The 17,854-nt window shown below is 44.8% G+C and carries 9 protein-coding genes; 7 read left to right on the top strand and 2 right to left on the bottom strand.

Annotated features, from left to right (window positions below; genetic code table 11):
- Nucleotides 1-127 precede the first annotated feature (127 nt).
- From NYE72_RS22705 to NYE72_RS22695, 3 genes are all read left to right on the top strand, one after another.
- On the top strand, nt 128-1,669 hold the full coding sequence (locus NYE72_RS22705) for a response regulator (RefSeq protein ID WP_076297205.1): 1,542 nt from the start codon (nt 128-130) through the stop codon (nt 1,667-1,669).
- A gap of 382 nt (nt 1,670-2,051) precedes the next feature.
- Nucleotides 2,052-4,379 (top strand): carbohydrate-binding protein, encoded by a 2,328-nt coding sequence (locus tag NYE72_RS22700; protein WP_339210449.1) that lies wholly within the window; start codon nt 2,052-2,054, stop codon nt 4,377-4,379.
- A gap of 105 nt (nt 4,380-4,484) precedes the next feature.
- Nucleotides 4,485-6,971: an S-layer homology domain-containing protein gene (locus NYE72_RS22695; RefSeq protein ID WP_339210447.1), complete on the top strand. Its 2,487-nt coding sequence runs from the start codon at nt 4,485-4,487 to the stop codon at nt 6,969-6,971.
- A 1,559-nt stretch (nt 6,972-8,530) separates the two neighbouring features.
- On the opposite strand, the gene NYE72_RS22690 is transcribed toward NYE72_RS22695, so the two are convergent.
- Nucleotides 8,531-10,255: a sensor histidine kinase gene (locus NYE72_RS22690; protein WP_339210446.1), complete on the bottom strand. Its 1,725-nt coding sequence runs from the start codon at nt 10,253-10,255 to the stop codon at nt 8,531-8,533.
- A 258-nt stretch (nt 10,256-10,513) separates the two neighbouring features.
- Between NYE72_RS22690 and NYE72_RS22685 the strand changes: the two genes are divergently transcribed.
- The 3 genes from NYE72_RS22685 to NYE72_RS22675 all read left to right on the top strand — a co-directional run bounded on the left by NYE72_RS22685 (nt 10,514) and on the right by NYE72_RS22675 (nt 14,108).
- A complete protein-coding gene (locus NYE72_RS22685) occupies nt 10,514-11,470 on the top strand; it encodes an ABC transporter permease subunit (protein ID WP_051491272.1) in 957 nt (318 codons plus the stop codon).
- Between the two features lie 26 nt (nt 11,471-11,496).
- Nucleotides 11,497-12,387, top strand: a complete 891-nt coding sequence (locus tag NYE72_RS22680) for a carbohydrate ABC transporter permease (protein WP_038572696.1) — start codon at nt 11,497-11,499, stop codon at nt 12,385-12,387.
- Nucleotides 12,388-12,494: 107 nt separating this feature from the next.
- On the top strand, nt 12,495-14,108 hold the full coding sequence (locus NYE72_RS22675; protein WP_038574721.1) for an extracellular solute-binding protein: 1,614 nt from the start codon (nt 12,495-12,497) through the stop codon (nt 14,106-14,108).
- Nucleotides 14,109-14,177: 69 nt separating this feature from the next.
- Here NYE72_RS22675 and NYE72_RS22670 read toward each other — a convergent pair whose 3' ends face one another.
- Nucleotides 14,178-15,029, bottom strand: coding sequence for a helix-turn-helix domain-containing protein (locus NYE72_RS22670; protein WP_038572695.1), 852 nt, complete (start codon nt 15,027-15,029; stop codon nt 14,178-14,180).
- A gap of 134 nt (nt 15,030-15,163) precedes the next feature.
- Between NYE72_RS22670 and NYE72_RS22665 the strand changes: the two genes are divergently transcribed.
- On the top strand, nt 15,164-17,629 hold the full coding sequence (locus NYE72_RS22665; protein ID WP_038572693.1) for a glycoside hydrolase family 2 protein: 2,466 nt from the start codon (nt 15,164-15,166) through the stop codon (nt 17,627-17,629).
- Nucleotides 17,630-17,854 lie beyond the last annotated feature (225 nt).

Below are 17,854 nucleotides of genomic sequence, written 5' to 3'. Positions count from 1 at the left end.
GGGATTAGATCTTACAAAGTAACGATTCATGCCTGAAAATGACTTACATTAATTTGGTCGATGATCGCCTAAGGGGAAAAGAATATAATAGGAGCAAATACAGACAACAAGAAGGAGGAAACCTCAGGTGTATAGTATTTTTCTGGTAGATGATGAAGAAATGGGTCTTGAGATGATGAGAGATTATATCCGCTGGGAAGAGATGGGCATCTATGTCGTTGGAACAGCGAGCAATGGTAGAGAAGCTTTGGAGAAAATAGAGGCTTTTCAACCGGATATTATTCTTACAGATGTTCAGATGCCGATAATGAATGGAATTGAGTTGGCTAAAAAAATACATGAATGTTATGACCAGATGCAAATTATGTTCCTCACCGGACATGATGAATTCCACTATGTTAAATCAGCCCTTAATGTAGGAGCTGTCGGATATTTACTGAAGCCGCTAGATTTGACTGAAATTGAAAGCGTTATCGAAAAGGTTAAAGCACGCTGCGAAGAGGTTCAGATGAAACAACGTTCTATGGAGGCTGCTAAAACAAAAATTCTTAAGGAGCTTTCTTTTGAAAAAAATGCGGAGCAAGCCGCAGAGCTGGCAAATAACTTCAATAGGCTGACCCGTCTCCCAGAGAGTAATCGTTATACCATGGCACTGTTTAGCATCGATCCCAAGGAGGCGGAGGGTGAGCAGCAGAGTCTGGAAGAGTGTATGAGTAGGCTGATCTCTTATCTGGATCACTTTTTTAAGGCGAAAAATATAGAGGTTGTTTTTGTTCCTTACAAGGATGGCGAGACAGGTGTGTTTATGGAAGCGACTCAACAGCCTGGCTATTATACTTGGGAGGATTTAGCAGTGGCTATTCGTAGTGCACTGGATTTTACGGTGACGGCAGCAGTCGGGGCGCAGGCAGCAGAATTAGCGCTGGTCCATAATCTGTATAAGCAGACGCGTGTGATTTTAAATGAACGTTTTTATAAAGGCACGGGCTTAATTATTCATGCCGCGGCTATTTCGAATCAGTTCGACAGTGAACATATGCCACCTTTTGAGAGAAAAGAGTGGTTTGAAGCTATCAATCAGCTGGACTTCGAGCAGGCCGCACAAAAGCTGCATCAATATTTCGTGGGATTGGCCACGCTGAGAATCAAGAAAAAAATCATCTGTAATTGGGCGATTGATCTTGTTGATGAACTGCTAGAGCAGCTGCATCAGTCGGTTCCCGAGGGCTTTAAGCGGGCGGAGCTCTATCATTCCATCTATAATGCGCTGACTTTACATGAGATCGAGGATTTAATCCTGGGCACTGCGGGTGATGCCGTGAGCATGCTAGGTGAGCGACTTATGGATAAAAATACAAAGCTGGTCCACAAGGTTCGCACCGTGATTGAACAAAATTACGATCAGCCGATTACGATTAATAGTCTGTCTGATCAGGTTTATCTGTCACCGAACTACTTAAGATCTATTTTTAAGGATAAAACAGGCATCACGATCCACGATTATTTAACCCGTATTCGGCTTGATAAGGCTAAGGAGCTGCTCGCAGACGGGTCACTGAAGATTCAAGATATTGCCCAGAGAGTGGGGTACGAAAGCACGTCTTATTTTATTTCTCTATTTCTGAAGAACCTTGGGGTCACACCTAACGAGTATAGGAAAAATATTTAACCTTCCGCACTTCTGCTTACTGAATAGAAAGAAAAGTCGCTTTCCTTTATGAATTGTAAACTTGCGATATGGAAAGATGCCCCTTTGCTTTTTACAATAAGCATGTATTACAACTCAGCACATGTGAGGGGCTTGATTCATTATTGCGATTAAAGGAAGCTTTTTTACAAATCTAATTGCGATAGCGCTTTCAAGAAATCCAGACGGCAATAGTTGGATACAGCATTCTTGAGAGAGTAATCGGTACGGGCCGTTCATTCCTTACATGACGTTACTTACAACAAGGAGAGGAGTTCTGAAGACGTTATTTGGAAAGAGGAACAACTGATGAATTGCAACCGGAAGGCTTTTCTTATATCAGAAAGTTAAATGGAGGGATTAAATGTTTGGACGTGTAATGAAAAGAGGGTTCTTGTTCTTTCTTATGATCAGCTTAGTGTTAGGCAGCGGTGGTCAGTTTGCCGGCAAGGTTTACGCCGAGGATACAAATAGCTATGAAGCTGAAGCGGATGGGAATATTCTGACGGGTAATGCGTCAATTTCTGACCACCCAGCGGCTTCCGGAGGGAAAAAAGTTGGCGGCATGTATCAAGGCAGCTCCTTGTTGTTCAATAATGTGACCGTAAACGAGCCAGGGAATTATAAAATTACAGTGTATTATATTTCTGGCGATTCGCGCCCGTTTAATATCAGTGCCAATGGCGGTGACAAGCAATTTGAAGAACCGTCCAAGACTGTGGACTGGGATACGGTAGGCACTTATGATGTGACGCTTCCGCTGAACGCGGGTGCTAATAACATCTTGATCGATGACAACAACTGGTATTCTCCAGACATCGATAAGATCGTAATCCGTGGACTAGACGACAGCGATCCAGGTGAAGGACCCGGAGGTGACTGGAAGGAGAAGCTGCATGGTGTGATCATGGAAGCCGAGGCTACTGAGAATATGCTTACAGGCAACGCCAAAGTGGCGGACAGCAGTGTGGGCTCTGGCGGTAAAATCGTAACGGATCTGAACAAAAACAGTTCCTTACAGTTCACAAATGTTGCAGTACCAGCAGCGGGAACGTATTTAATCCGCATCTCCTATATTTCCGGCGATCAACGTCCTGTCTATATGCAGGTTAACGATGGAATGGATGAAATGATCGACCTGCCAAAGACGGCAAGCTGGAGCACCGTGGGGACCTATGATGTGGAGGCCTCTTTGGTAGAGGGTTTGAATACTATCACCTTCTCAGATCATGATTGGTATTCTCCAGATTTCGACCGGATAGAAATTATTCCTTATACCCTCAGCTATGAAGCAGAATCTCCGCTCAATGTTTTGACAGGTGAGGCCCAAGTTTCCGAAAGCCCGAATGCTTCGGGTGGCCAGAAGGTAGGGTACTTGAATAGCGGCAGTTCCATAACCTTCAACAAGATTACAGCCCCTATGACTGGTGATTACCGAATCACAGTCGCCTACATTTCAGGTGACCCACGCAGCTTCTACGTTAGTGCGAATGGTGGTGCAGAACAGTATTATGAGCTGCCCAAGACACCGGACTGGGATACGGTTGGAATGTATGAACTTACACTGCCACTGAACGAAGGCGAGAATACAATCAAATTTACAGATGGCAACTGGTATGCGCCAGATCTGGACCGAATTATAGTTGAGCCAGCCATGGGTGTGGATCCTAATCCCCCAGTGGAGGAAGACGGTGATTTAGGAACACCGGGCGCTTCGAAGAACTACGGAGCTATCACAGTTACCGAATATACTTACGGACTGCTTGTATCAAATGGCCAATATGAAGTGTCCTATAATACCAAGTCTGGATATGCAAGCTATAACTGGGCTGACGGACAGAAGCTGCATGGGATCTATAGCAGTATCAAAATCGGCGATACGCTCGTTGAGACTACAAGCTATGAGAGTCATACAATTGTTGGTGCTCCGGTAGAAATTCAGGATGGTTTCGGCAAAGGAGTGGAGCTAACTTTTGTCCACACTTCCACAGGAAAACCGACGCTAAAGCAGGTCTACAAGTTTTATGACGATCAAAAGTATTTTCTGACCCGTCTGGATGTCGCCAGCGATACAGCGGTCAAGACCAACTATATGTCACCTATTACCGTAAAACGTACAGGTGGTGTGGATATCGGAGCTAGTGCGGATAATCGTGTGCTTACAGTTCCTTTTGACAACGATGCTTGGATTCGTTATAAATCTCAATCTATGAACCGTGCAGATACCAGCTATGAGGTGACTACTGTGTTTAACAACTCGACACGCAGCGGCCTTGTGCTTGGCTCTGTAACTCATGATACCTGGAAGACAGGCATCGACTGGAAAGGTTCCGCCAATCGGCTGAATGAACTGGTCGTATATGGCGGTGCAGCTAGTGATGTCACCCGCGATACCCAGCCTCATGGCAGCTTAAGTGGAACAAACTTATCCTCACCTATGATCATGGTAGGGGCTTTCAGTGATTACCGTACAGGGCTTGAGGAGTATGGTAAAGCTAATGCGATCATTACACCTGCACTTGAGCTAAACCCCGAGCTGCCACAAGGCGTACCGGTTGGTTTTAATAGCTGGGGAGCTTACGAGGGTACGCTTTCGTATCAGGATGTAGTGGATGTCTCCAATTACTATAAAGAGAATCTGCAAAATTTCAATAATAACGGCAATGTATTTATTAACATGGATTCTTATTAGGATAATCTGAATGATAAGCAGCTGGCTGACGCCGTATCGGTTATTAAAGGGAATGGCCAGCATGCGGGTATTTATTGGGCACCGTTTGTATACTGGGGCAACAATATGGACCAGATTGTAGAGGGAACTGACAATAAATATACTTACGGCGATATTGTCCTTAAGGATGCCGCGGGTCAACCGCTGCCGACTCTGGACGGGGCTTTTCCTTTGGATGTAACACATCCTGGTGCCCAATTGCGCATGAACTATTTTTTGGACAAATTTAAAGGTCTGGGCTTCACCTTCATCAAATTAGATTTTTTAACGCATGGTTCGCTTGAGGGGCAACATTTCGATCCAACTATAACGACAGGAATCCAAGCTTATAATGAAGGAATGCGTTATGTGAAAGAACGTCTGGATGGAAAAATGTTCATTAGCGCATCAATTGCGCCTATTTTCCCGAGCCAATATGCGCATAGCCGACGAATTTCCTGCGACACATACGGCAAGATCAATGAAACCGAATATATGCTGAATTCATTAACCTATGGCTTTTGGCAAAATGGCACGATCTACACCTACACCGATCCTGATCATTTGGCATTGGCCCGTGCTACCAGCTTGACTGAAGCGCGTAGCCGTATGAACTCTGGCGTTATCGCTGGAACAGTACTGCTTGGCTCTGACAATGTTAACGATCCAGAAGCACAGGAGTACATGACCGCTTTGTTCAACAACAAGGATGTTCTCGATTTAGCTTTAAAAGGAAAAGTGTTCAAGCCACTTGAAGGAAATACAAACGCTAATGCCGCCGATACTTTTGTTATGAAGGATGGCAATGATTATTATCTGGCCGTATTCAATTACAGTGCATCTGCTTCGGCAGATAAGCAAGTTGAACTTGGCCGCGCTGGACTGGATGCTGCAGAGACTTATACTACGCAAGATCTCTGGAAAGGAGAAGTTTCCTCTGTCACAGGAACTATGAAATTGTCCTTGCAGCCGACAGAGTCGAAATTGGTAAAATTGACGGCTGCACCTAAGCAAGTAACCGGTATAACACTGGATAAGACAGAGCTTTCGTTGACCGCAGGTGAAACCGGCAAATTGACGGCTACGGTATCGCCGGAAGATGCGACGGATAAAGCAGTCCTCTGGACTTCGAGCGATACCTCTGTAGCTACCGTAGTCTACGGAACAGTAACCGCTGTAGAAGCTGGAAAGGCCACCATTACTGTGGAAACGGTAGACGGTGGATTCAAAGCATCGGCAGAAATCACGGTCAAAGAGGACTCTACAGGAGAGCCTAGCAATCCAGGAGAACCGAGCAGTCCGGGAGAACCGAGCAATCCGGGAGAGCCTAGTAATCCTGGGAATCCAGGAAACAATGGCGGTACCTCTGGTAGTACCTCTGGCAGTACTTCGGGTCAAGAGAATGCTGCGGGCACTTTGATTCTCATGCCAGATATGCTGGAATTGGACAGTTCTACTGGCCAGGTAGTGGTTGAGATTAAAGGGGACATCCAACAATTTCAGTTATCCTCTGCTGTAGTCCGACAGTTGGCGAACCACACCCTAGTTTTGAATGCGGGTAAGCTCTCCTTGCAGGTACCAGCGGAGCTAATTCACCAGCTACAAAACAAGCTGCCAGAGGGACAGCGGGAAGATAGCACGATTGCCCTGAAGATGGTGAACCTCAGCAGCAAGGCCGATGAGTTGGTTGCTACAGTGGCTAGTTCTACTAATGCGGCTGTTGTACTCAAGGGAGACATCTATGAACTTAGTCTCTCTATCACCACCAGGTCAGGCACTACAGACACACTCGCTACATTTGATAAGCCAATAACACTCATCATGCCAGTGGCAGAAGGCTTCAATGCTAAACGAGGCGGTGTTTATTATATCGCGGACAATGGCAGGCTGGAATATATTCAAGCTGATTATGCTAACGGTGTATTAAAAGCTGAGGTCAGCCACTTCAGCAAATATGCTGTGCTGGAGTTGAACCGCATCTTTGTCGATGTGCCGGCCAATCACTGGGCTAACCCAGTAATCCAAGAGCTGTCGTCCAAGCTATATGTGCAGGGCACAAGCAAAGAAAAGTTTGAACCAAGCCGGGCAGTTACACGTGCCGAGTTCACTTCGATGCTTGTTCATGCCCTTGGACTGACCGCGACAGGAAAAGAAAGCTTTGCTGATGTTGCTCCATCCGCCTGGTATGCGGAGCCTATCTCAATCGCTTACAAGGCGGGAATCGTGAGTGGTAGAAGTGCGTCCAAGTTTGAGCCGGGAGCACAAATCACCCGTGAAGAAATCACGGTGATGCTAATGAAGGCTTACGAGCTGAACAACGGCGTAACAGCCAATGGCGTAATAACTAACGGCGTACCAACCAACGGTGCAACAGCTAACGGCGCAACAACCAACGGTGCAACTGCCGCAGCGTTCACCGACATGAATCAGGTGTCTGCTTGGGCCACTGCTTCTGTTAATGAAGCGGCCAGTCTGGGACTGATTCAAGGTCAAAGTCATGAACGGTTTGCACCAAAAGGAATCACTTCGCGCGCAGAAGCGGCTCAAGTGATCTATAATTTGATTTTGAAGTAAGCTGAAATCACTACAAAAAAGCGACTCTCCATTAACCGGAGAGTCGCTTTTTTTGATAGATCACTTGATGAAATTAGCTACTTTATCGAACTTTACTAATAGGTACTACATTATTATTAGGTACATTACTGTTCGGCAGTTATTAGTACCGCACTTTACTATCTATCGGATCTTACTCCAGCGAAGTAGAATCCCGTGCAAAAGTCGAGCACACCCCAGCAAAGTAGAATCCCGTGCAAAAGTCGAACACACTCCGGCCTCAGCAAATTAGAATCTCGCGCAAAAGTAGAACACACCCCGACAAAATAGATCATAGTTAGAACACATCGGACCGTATTGCAGCTATTTCGGATATATGAGTCATTTTACTAAGACTTCGGACTGTATAGCTCTTATTGCTATAAAATTGTCCAGAATTAGTATGTAAATGAGTCAATAGCTGCATCTGAGTTCGATAGCCGAGCAAAATGCCCTGAATCATCGAAATAAGGTCTCCTCGGTCCGATGCGTAGGAGGAAGGAGTATAAGTTGGAACACACTAAGACACTCTGGCAAAGTAGAATCCCGCACAAAAGTCTAGCACACCCCAGCAAAGTAGAATCTCTCGCGCAAAGTAGAACACATCGGACCGTATTGCAGCTATTTCGGATATTTGAGTCTTTTTACAAAGATTTCGGACTGTATAGCTCTTATTGCTATAAAATGGTCCAGAATTAGTGTGCAAAAGAGTCAATAGCTGCATCTGAGTCCGATAGTCGAGCTAAATGCCCCGACTCATCGAAATAAGGTCTCCTCGGTCCGATGCGTAAGAGGAAGGAGTATAAGTTGGAACACACTAAGACACTCTGGCAAAGTAGAATCCCGCACAAAAGTCTAGCACACCCCAGCAAAGTAGAATCCCGCGCGAAGTAGAACACATCGGACTGTATTGCAGCTATTTTGGATATTTGAGTCATTTTACAAAGATTTCGGACTGTATAGCTCTTATTGCTATAAAAATGTCCAGAATTACTGTGCAAATGAGTCAATAGCTGCATCTGAGTCCGATAGCCGAGCAAAATGCCCCGACTCATCGAAATAAGGTCTCCTCGGTCCGATGCGTAAGAGGAAGGAGTATAAGTAGAACACACCCCAGCAAAGTAGAATTCCGCGCAAAAGTCGAACATTCCCCAGCAAAGTAGAATCCCGTGCAAAAGTCGAACACACCTCAGCAAATTAGAATCCCGCGCAAAAGTAGAACACATCGGACCGTATTGCAGCTATTTCGGGTATTTGAGGCATTTTACAAAGATTTCGGACTGTATAGCTCTTATTGCTATAAAAATGTCCAGAATTAGTGTACAAACGAGTCAATTGCTGCATCTGAGTCCGATAGCCGAGCAAAATGCCCTGATTCATCGAAATAGGGTCCCCTCGGTCCGATACGAATGAGGAGGGAGCAAATAGTGCCGAACGATCCCAACGATCCCTTCGATCTAAACGATCCCATCGATCCCATCAAATCCAAGGAGAAGCAAGCCAAAGGATTCTCACAATGGAGAATCCCCTCGTCACCGCTCCTACACCTCTTTTTGTGGTAAACGAATCTGCACGGTGGTGCCTATTCCTAGTCTGCTAAACACTTTAACGCCGTAGTGCTCACCAAATTTCAGTTTGATGCGACGATCAACGTTAGTGATTCCATACCCTCGTCCAGGCTTATCCTCAAGCAAAGAGCTGAGGGTCTCACGGCTCATCCCCATGCCATCATCGATTACCGACAAGATAATATCGTTTGCTTCCATGACACCTTTGATATGAATGTTCAGCGGACTTTCTTGGCTCCACACGGCATGCAGCACTGCATTCTCCACAAAAGGCTGTAAGGCAAGCTTGACTGTAGAGTAGGGCAGAATCACTTCATCTACTGTGTAGGTAATGTTCAGTTGGCCTTTAAAGCGGATTAGCTGAATGGCGTTGTAGCTCTGGGTCAGCTTTAATTCCTCGTGGATGGTCAATATACTTTTCCCTTTATTCAAGGAGATTCGATAAAACTTGGCTAGATGAAGCACCAAATCTTGTATACGCGTATCTTGATGTTTTAGGGCAAGCGACGAGATGGAGCCCAGCGTGTTGTACAGAAAATGAGGGTTGATTTGCGCTTGCAGCAGGTCAAGCTCGGCCTCCTTACTCTGCAGCTCCTTCTGATACACCTCGGTAATGAGACTTTTGAGCCGGGTGGTCATTTGCTTGAAGGCAAAATGCAGCTGGCCAATCTCATCATTCCCCAAATGTTCTTCTGTACTATGATTGAAATCGCCCCGTTCCAGGCGGCGGATCATCCGGATTAAAGTACGGATACGCTTGCTGAACAGCGACGCCGTAATGTAAATCAGCAGGAGGGCCACACCAATAAAGCCCAGTGAGATTTTGATAATCAGATCTGAGAGTGATTTAGCGTCCTGAATGATGCTGTCATAGGGGAAGATAGATACAGTTTTCCATCCATTTTTGAGCGTGTTGTAGACCGCGAATGCCTTTACCCCTTTGTAAGTTGTATCAAATCTGCCCGATGGTGACTCATCGAATTTCTGATCAAGCAATTCCGGCAGGCTCGTATTTAATAAGTGCTTGTCAGCTGCTGAGAGAATAAGCCCTTTGTCATTAATAATAAAAATATCTTTCCCGCCCGCTTCTTCCTCCATTAAAGAATAGATGACCGATTCGGAGATTCTGAAGACCAGAATACCGTAGGGATATTGATTGCGGTTATTGTTCAAAAATCTTGCTAAGGTAAACATGGCCGGACTATCTTCGGTCTGCGGTGAGGATAGATGAATGATATTCCCATGTGACTGCTGAAGCTGCTTGAACAGCTCGGTCTCTTTAACCTCAGCTGTCACCGGCTTGATATAGTAATCATCTTTGGGCAGTGATTCATTGTCCGAATAAATGAAAACGCTATCAAAATCAGGATAGGCAGTCATTATCGTGTCCATGCGGTTGCCTATGTATTGATAGACATCCAGATAAGAAGGATCATCCTGGTATTCACTCGTGAGGTAGCTGGCAAGTCTGTTATCCAGGTAGATGGAAGCTGAAATATGTTCATAGCTGTCCAGCTTGTTTTCCAAATTTTTATTAATCTGAGCTGTTGAATTCATCATATTGCTGTAAATCTGATCCGTTAATTTTGATTTTGTTAATTCGTAGGAAAGGTAGGCGAAAAGCATCATCGGAACAATGGTCACTAGCACAAATACGCTGAACAGCTTGGAGCGAAAGCTCAAATCGATAAAAGGCATATAAATATATTTCCTATATATATGGCGCATAGAAGAAGTCCCTTCTTTACTGTAAATTCGCTGTTTGCCATGTTCATCATAGCAGACTGAATATCGAAATCCAATGCTCGAATCTGCCGAAACTCCTTTAAAAAGCGCTATCATTCGGAGGATTGAAGTATAGAAAGCCACCTGTTGCGGACTTAAGATGAATAGGAGAGAAGTTTGAATCGAGATGTGGCTCGACATGCTGCACTAAATAAAAAGGGAGGGTATTTGATGCATAAAGCAAGCGCTATCAAAACAGTCAGAGGCAATAATCTGTGGTACAGATTAAAAGAGCAGAAATGGTTATTTTTGCTGATGCTGCCTGCCTTAATTGCGACATTGCTATTTTCTTATGGTCCTATGTTTGGGATGTATATGGCGTTTACGAATTATCAGCCGGGCGGAGGAACATTTTTTCAACAATTTTTCCATGCAGAGTTTGTAGGATTCAAGTGGTTTGAGTATTTCTTTACTACCGGAGACTTCTACCGTGTAATGCGTAATACGCTCGCTACAAGCTTGCTGACCTTGTTATTCGGATTTCCAGCACCGATCATCCTCGCACTTGTACTGAATGAAGCTAGACAGGGATTTTTCAAAAGATTTGTACAGACGGTTTCTTATCTGCCGCATTTTATCTCATGGGTTATCGCTGCAAACATCGTGATTACACTGCTGGCTTCCGATGGGATGTTTAACAATTTACTGGTGACGTTGGGCATTGTTCAGGAACCGGTTGCTTTTCTACAAAATGGACCGCTATTCTGGTGGATCATCGCTTTGTCCAACATGTGGAAGGAAATGGGCTTCAGCGCCATTATGTATCTTGCTGCAATTTCCGCTATTAATCCAGAGCTCTACGAAGCAGCTAGAGTGGATGGAGCCAGTCGCTTCCGGCAAATGTGGCATATTACGTTGCCAGCCTTGCGTCCAACCATTGTTATTTTAGGGATTCTTGCCGTCGGAGGCATTTTGAATGCGGGCTTTGAACAACAATACCTGCTGCAAAATAATACCGTGCTTGAGTATTCAGAGGTTATCGATATTTATGCATATAAATACGGGCTACAAAACAGCATGTTCTCCTACGGGGCGGCCGTTGGGGTATTTAAATCCGTGATTGCCTTCATACTTGTTGTAATTGTGAATCGAATTTCTAGAAAAGTGAACGACCAAGCGTTGTTCTAAACCCGAAAAAGAGAGGAGCGCTTGTGATGATTTCGAATAGATACGGGGATCATATTTTTAAATTTATAGTTTATCTCATTCTTATACTTGTGTTGCTAGTTACCTTTCTCCCTTTTTGGAATATTCTCGTTCTTTCATTAAATGCTGCTGAGGATACCGTACGTGGTGGCGTCTATTTGTGGCCCAGAGTCCTCACCTTTGATAGCTACAGTCAAATCTTAAAAGATAGCGAGATTTTGAATGGCTTATGGGTTACTGTCAAACGTACCGTAATTGGCGCGCCGCTATCTGTCCTTGTCATTACGATGCTTGCTTATCCGCTAAGCCGCCGGAATTTGATGGGACGTAAAGGATGGAATCTATATTTTGTCTTCACAATGTATTTTGGAGGCGGACTGATTCCTTATTACATGGTGCTTAAAGCGCTGAATATGATTGACACGTTTTCCGTATTTATTTTGCCAGGGCTGATGAATGTCTTCTATATGATTATTGTCCGTACCTTTATGGAGGGGCTGCCTGGTGAGATCGAGGAGTCGGCGAAGGTAGACGGGGCGAATGACCTGACGATTTTCTTCCGGATTGTTCTACCGTTGACCACACCCGTGCTTGCGACTGTAGGACTTTTTCAGGCAATTTCACATTGGAATTCGTGGTTTGACTCCTATGCGTTTACCTATAGCTCTGACTTAAAGACCTTGCAAGCCGTACTCGTGAAAATATTAAGCCAATTCCAGACCGGAGGCATGGTATCGCAATCGCAAATGCTAGCTAACTCGGCTAAGCGGAATGCGGTTTCAAGTGATACTATCCGGATGGCAGCGACGATGGTGGCAACATTGCCTATCGTACTGGTATACCCATTCCTGCAAAAGTACTTTGTTAAGGGTATGACTTTGGGAGCGGTTAAGAGTTAATATGATTAAATAAATAGCGGCCCTGAAGGGGGGTGAACGGGCAGACTTGCTTGGTTGCTTGATAGACTTATGAAGTAACTTACTTAATGGGAGGAATTAGGGTGTCTATGATAAAGAAAAATAAATGGTTGAACGTGAGTATTACTGCCGCATTAGCCGTTGGTGTATTAGCGGGTTGTGCTTCAAATGATGGAAAAAACAATACAAACCAAACGGCCGGAGACGATAAAAAACAAGAGCCGATTACATTGACCTGGTTTGATTCAAATACCAAGGGAGAACCTTTCACTGATGCTATTGCGCAGGAAATCACCAAAAAAACAGGCATTTCGATCTCAATCCAGCAGCCAACGGGTAATCCTACGGAAAAGCTGAGCTTGATGCTTGCCAGTGGTGACTATCCAGATGTGGTTGTAATGAGCCGGGGCGATGCTTCCCTCGATAAATACATTACAAGTGGCGCATTTATAGCGCTCGATGAGTTAATTGAGAAAAGTGGACCAGACATTAAAGAAATGTACGGCGACACATTGATCAAAACACGTTATAAGGATGGGAAAAACTATTATCTAGCTAACTGGTATGGCCTGGATAGTGATCCTGTTTTCGGTATGCTGATGAGAAAAAATCTGGTTGCGGACCTAGCTCCAGATAAGGCAGATGGCTCCACCCCACTCACAACGGATGAGTTTGAAGCACTTTTAAAGAATTTTAAAGAGAAAAACAAGACAATTGATGGAAAAGAAACTGTTCCAATGACGATGAACGGTGAGAATATGGGCGCCAACCTCGGTACATTTAAAGGGATGTGGGGTCTGAGAACCTACTATGATAATAATGGAACATTACAATATGATGTTAAGGATCCAAAGTATCGCGAGATGCTGCTTTATGTGAACAGTCTGTATAGAGAAGGTCTAATCGAAAAAGAGTTTGCCATCAGCAAAACACAAACCTGGATTCAAAAGCTGGCTACCGGCGCAGTGTTCTCCACACCAGGCGCATACTGGGACCCAGGTAATGCAAATGGTACTCTGAAGAAGGATGGCGGAGATGATAATCAGTTCTTCCCCTACAAGGTTGTAGCTCCAGGCACTGAGACCTCCCAAACAACATTCGGACCAAGAAGCTCACTTGGATGGGATGCTATTGCCATTACGAAAAATAACAAACACCCTGAAGAAACTATCAAGCTGTTCAACTACCTAGCGAGTGACGAAGGACAACATTTGCTGCTATGGGGTAAGGAAGGCGAGCAGTACACCATGGTGGATGGAAAGAGACAACCAGACCCTGCATTCCTGCAAAGCTTCAAGGATAACTGGGACGATGCTGTGAAGAAGAGCGGTGTTCGTAAATGGTTGTGGTTTGTTAAAAATGGTCTGGATGCCAATGAACAGCCATACGATATGGCCGTTAAATACCAACGTAGTGAAATTGACGAAATGGCCATTAAGAGCCTTGGAGATTCCGTATGGGATACAGCAGAATTTGATAACTTAGGCCCTGACGGCGGAACGCCTGAAGCGCTGACAGCGCAAAAAGTAAAAGATATTATGGACCAAAGCATTACGAGAGTAATCATCGCTCCTTCTGAAGCCGAAGCCAATTCTACATTCGACAAGATGCTTGCGGATATGAAAAAAGCTGGGGATGAAAAAGTAGAAGAAATCTTCAATCAGAAGTATAGCGAACGTATGGAATTGTGGAACTCAAAATAATATATTTATCTATGTAAAAGCTTCCTCTCTGCATTTCAGCAGAGGGAAGCTTTTTGTTGTATAAAAAAGCTAAACCAGCCGATTAACATGTGCATTCCTGCGGAAATCAAGCGGGGCTTGATGATAGAATTTTTTGAATTGATGATAGAAATGACTGACATTCTCGAAGCCGGATTCCAAAGCGATATCGACCACACGCAGCTCGGTAGTGAGCAGTAGGTTGCGGGCTACATTGAGCTTTAGCTGGTTGATATATTCCGTAGGCGTCTGGTTCAAGTATTGCCGGAAGGCGCGGTTCACATGGCCGGCGCTTCTCCCTGACAGCTCGTATAAGGCATGAAGTCCACGGTGCAAATTATCCTTTAAATGCATTTTGGTTATGGCATGCTCTAGCCAGAGTGGGAATTCTGGTTGAGCGACTGTCTCTGCGGAGAAAAAATGCTGGGTGAGTGTATCGACGAGCAGGCCTTTTAGAAAAATCCGGGACTTAACCTTGTCTAGGGTTGATAGGATGCGAATGCGTTCCATAGAACGGACGAAACTAGCCATTTCCAGCTGAGATAACATGGCGATTCGGGGGAGAGGCGTGTTCAGCAATCCGTGCAAAAACTCCTCTTCATTCAGATAAGTTAAAGCATCTTCAATGAGGCTTTTGCGGCAGGGAATGTTCAGGAAACGGCAATCGCTATCACCATCTGCTTCATATCTGTGGGTATCACTGGGCCGAATAAAGACAAGGCAGCCAGTCTGAAGCAGCTGCGCTGTCCCGTTAACAATATGCTGACATCTGCCTTCTGTGAGAATGAAAAATTCATAGAAATCATGCGTATGTTCTGGAGATACCTGACTTAAGGACTCCACCCAGAAAGGGTCTGCTAGTAGTTCAGGATTCATATGGCTTGCCTCGGTGTATTTGAACATGTTCGTCCTCCAGTGTATTAATGATGTTAAAATAGCACATGATTCTCGAGAACACAACACAAGAAATATAAAGATATTATTGATAGACTTGATCTATAAGAAGGCAAAATAGCACATTTTGGAGGCGGGAGAAAATGCATCTTGTAGATCTAAATGGCAAATGGAAAATGAGACGTCTGCATGAGCCGAACTGGCTGGAGGCTAGTGTGCCAGGTTCTGTCTATCACGATTTATTGAATGCCGGAGAAATGCCGGATCCGTTCTATCGTGAGCAGGAATATGAGGTTCTGGAATTATCCAATTACGATTACGAATATCAGCGTTGCTTTCAAGTGGAAGCTGAAGTGTTACAGCATGACCGCGTATTTCTGCTGTGTGAGGGGCTGGATACGTTATGCGAGCTTTTTGTGAATGGAACTAACATTCTGAACAGTGATAATATGCACCGGACGTATGAAGTGGACATTAAGTCAGTGTTGAAGCAAGGCGATAACACCATTCACGCGATTTTTCGTTCCCCAGTGGAATTTGCTCTGCGGAAGCAAGCGGAGCTGCCGCTTAGCAGTTGTGCTGATGCAGTGGAGGGAATATCCCATCTGCGCAAAGCACATTCCATGTTCGGCTGGGACTGGGGTCCGAAGCTGCCCGATCTTGGAATCTGGAGAAGTCTCTCCATTCAGGGGTATGACAGTGCCCGTGTTGACGATGTTTATATTACACAATTTCACGAGCCGGATAAGGTTACTCTGGATGTTCGGGTAAGAACAGAGAGTTGGCAGGAGGTTGAACGGGAAATCGTAGTCAGCGTTCACACTCCAGCAGGTGTGGCCGTTGAACGTCGTGTGTCCGAAACTGCGGGAGAAGATCATCATATTACACTGGAAATTATGGAGCCAGAGCTGTGGTGGCCGAATAATCTGGGTGCACAACCCCTGTATAACGTCGAGGTTGTACTGTTGCAGAAGGGACAGGAGCTGGATCGTCGAGAACTGCGGATTGGATTAAGAACGATTTCTGTGAAGCAGGAAGAAGACCAGTGGGGACAATCATTCGCTTTTGAAATCAACGGCGTACTTATCTTTTCTACAGGTGCCGATTATATTCTGGAAGATAATCTTCTGCCTCGCGTGACTAAGGAGCGCACGGATCGCTTGCTCCAAAGCTGCGTGGCTGCTAACTTTAATACCATTCGTGTATGGGGTGGCGGTTATTATCCTGACGATTATTTTTATGATCTATGCGATGAATATGGGCTTATCGTCTGGCAGGATCATCTGTATGCCTGCGGGATCTATGCACTGACAGAATCTTTTGAGGACAATATCACACATGAGACGATGGACAACATGAAGCGCTTACGCCATCACGCATCGTTAGGCTTGTGGTGCGGTAACAACGAACAGGAGATGGCTTGGGTCGATTGGGATTGGGAGAATCATTATTCGCTCCAGCTAAAGGCCGACTATATCAAGCAATATGAAGTGCTTCTGCCGGCTATCGCTAAGGAAGTTGATCCCAATACCTTCTACTGGCGTGCCTCTCCTTCCTCTAAAGGAAGCTTTGATAAACCGAATGACGAGAACTATGGAGACATGCATTACTGGGGCGTTTGGCATGGCAAGGAGCCTTTTACCGATTACCGGAAGCTCTATCCGCGTTATATGTCTGAGTTTGGCCTGCAATCCTTCCCAAGCTTGAAGACGATTGAATCCTTTACGTTGCCGGAGGATCGCAATATTTTCTCCTATGTCATGGAGTCCCACCAGAAGAACAATACCGGAAATGAGAAAATTCTCTATTATATCGGCGAGACCTACAAATATCCGAAGGATTTTGAATCTATTCTCTATGCGTCCCAGCTTATCCAAGCCGAAGGCATGCGCTGTGGCGTAGAGCATTGGCGTAGACATAGAGGGCGCTGCATGGGCGCATTGTATTGGCAGTTGAACGATTGTTGGCCGGTTGCTTCCTGGTCTAGCATCGATTATTATGGCCGGTGGAAAGCAATGCATTATACAGCTAGACGTTTTTTTGCTCCAGTTCTTGCTTCTGCACATGACGAAGGAACCGTAGTTTCCCTGCATGTCTCTAATGAGAGCAGAGAGAAGGTGAGTGGTGAATTAAGATGGAGACTGCTTACTCCGACATCAGAGGTTCTAATGGAAGGTGCGAAGTCGGTGAAGATTGAGGCTTTAAGCAGTGCCGAGTTCGATCGGCTTGATTTTGGTCATGTCTTGGATACAAAAGAGAAGAAACGTAAAGCTTATCTGGAATATGTATTTGAGGTAGAGGGGGAGACGATAAGCGGGGGAACCGTCTTGTTCGTTAAGCCGAAACATTTCAGCTTTGTTGATCCTGAGCTTGAAGCCGTACTCACTGAGGAAGCAGAACAATTCGTTATTACTGTGAAGTCAAAAGCATATGCCTGTTTCGTCGGACTTGATTTCAAGGAAAGAGATGCGATCTTCAGTGATAACTATTTCGACCTATCAGCTGGCGTTTCAAGAACCGTTACGGTTGCTAAAAAAGATCTCGATAAACCAGCTACGGCTGAGGAACTGCGTACCCAGCTTACTGTACGTTCCGTCTTTGATATTTAAGAAAAAGGTTATTTTCCTACTATATCCTAGGCTGTCAATCTCCAAATGACAGTTTGATGATATATATTTTAGTGGTTTAGACTCTGTGTATAGATAGATCAATATTTTACTATAATAGGTATAGATATTAAGATTGTATACCCTTCCATTTCACTCTAAAATAGACTTCGAAGAAGCATTAATTACAAACTATAAACGTTCTATTGAGCTACCTTAAGGAGAGTG

The sequence above is a fragment of the Paenibacillus sp. FSL L8-0333 genome (genome assembly GCF_037965665.1).
In the GTDB taxonomy this organism is placed as follows: Bacteria; Bacillota; Bacilli; order Paenibacillales; family Paenibacillaceae; genus Paenibacillus_AQ; species Paenibacillus_AQ odorifer.
The sequence above is the reverse complement of the archived record's forward strand: the minus strand, read 5'-3'. Positions and strand labels throughout refer to the sequence as shown.